This window comes from Oleiphilus sp. HI0128, assembly GCF_001635365.1.
In genome coordinates this window covers 1-1,323 of the sequence record NZ_LWGG01000943.1, presented here as the reverse complement: position 1 = coordinate 1,323, position 1,323 = coordinate 1, and the positions used below count along the sequence as shown (strand labels likewise).

Here is a 1,323-nt window from a genome sequence, read left to right as displayed (position 1 = left end):
GGGAAGCGATTTAAGCGCTGGCTTATCCAAGGCTTCAAATTGACTTAAGCGGGAACCCGGTAGTTTCTTAAAGGCACGGCGGTTAAGGTCATCTAGCAAGACCTTAATAGTCTGATTTAGATCTGCCAGCGTGAAGAAGGTTTGATGTCGTAGTCGAGCCAGTATCCAGCGCTGCACGATCAATACCGCGTTTTCTGCTTTTGCTTTATCCTTGGGCTTGAGTGGCCTAGCGGGAATGATCGCCGTTTTATAATGTGATGCCATGTGCTGGTAGCTCACATTGATACCGGGGTCATAACGAGCTGGCTTGCTGACAGCACTGCGTAACTGGTCAGGCACAACGATCTCCGGTACGCCGCCAAAGAACTCAAAGGCTTTCACATGTGCGTTAATCCAGTCGGCTTTGCGTTGCGTCCATGACGCCATTGCGAAGGTGTAGTTACTCGCGCCAAGTATGGCTACAAAGATCTCAGCTGAACGGATCTCGCCAGTATCCGGGTTAACGATAGGTACCGTGGCCCCGCTGTAATCCACAAACATTTTTTCACCGGCAAGGTGAATCTGGCGCATGGAGCGCTTTTGCTTAGAACGCCATTCACGATAGTAGCCGCAATATTGCGAATACTGATAGCCCGCGTCGCCATGTATTTGCTTATATTCCTCCCACAACAATTGCTTGGTAACGCCTTTGCGCTTGAGTTCTTGGTGAATGGCAGCGCAATCAGGCATAACCCGACCATGGCGCGTATTGATCTTGGCGTCGGGGAATAATAAACGTTCTAGTTCATTGTCAGTCATCTCTATTGGAAGTGGCCAGGTTAGCCCAACATCAACCGCTCTTTTTCCATAAGTGGAAACAGTGCCTACGCCGATTCCTAAGCTGCGGGCAATATTTCGATGACTCAGTTTTGCCTCGAGTTTGAGGCGGAGAATATCTTTAATGTGTCGCATTGCTAATCTCTTGTTTGGCATCGTACTCTCGGCTTAAAAGCGCTAAGAATAACGTGCTCGACAAATTGAGTTTCAATGCATGGAAGGAGTTTGTGATTGATGGTGATCAGTCGTTGCGATTACTCGATCACCGTTTGCGATAACGGCGTTTTTCAAGGTAGTTGTCGCCTGAGCATTTAAGCTGCTTGTTTTTCCTTCTCCGGGTTCAACTTAACGTCACCCACTTTCTCCCAGTTCCGCGTAGCTTTTGACCACCTTATTTGGTTCTTTCTTTTCATCTTGCGATAAAGCTCATCCCTCTTCGATAATATTTCTTCATCCAGACCTAAGTGCCTTTGCTCTGGGGTAACAAAGTTAATTCGACTATGCCGG

1 protein-coding gene and 1 pseudogene are annotated in these 1,323 nt (G+C 47.8%); both read right to left on the bottom strand.

All coding sequences use genetic code 11. The features are described 5' to 3' along the window. Positions 1-972, bottom strand: a 972-nt coding sequence (gene istA, locus A3763_RS15395; protein WP_231872217.1) for an IS21 family transposase, incomplete at its 3' end; no start/stop codon positions are given. A gap of 155 nt (positions 973-1,127) precedes the next feature. After that, positions 1,128-1,323, bottom strand: a pseudogene (locus A3763_RS28750) (IS3 family transposase); the annotation flags it as partial.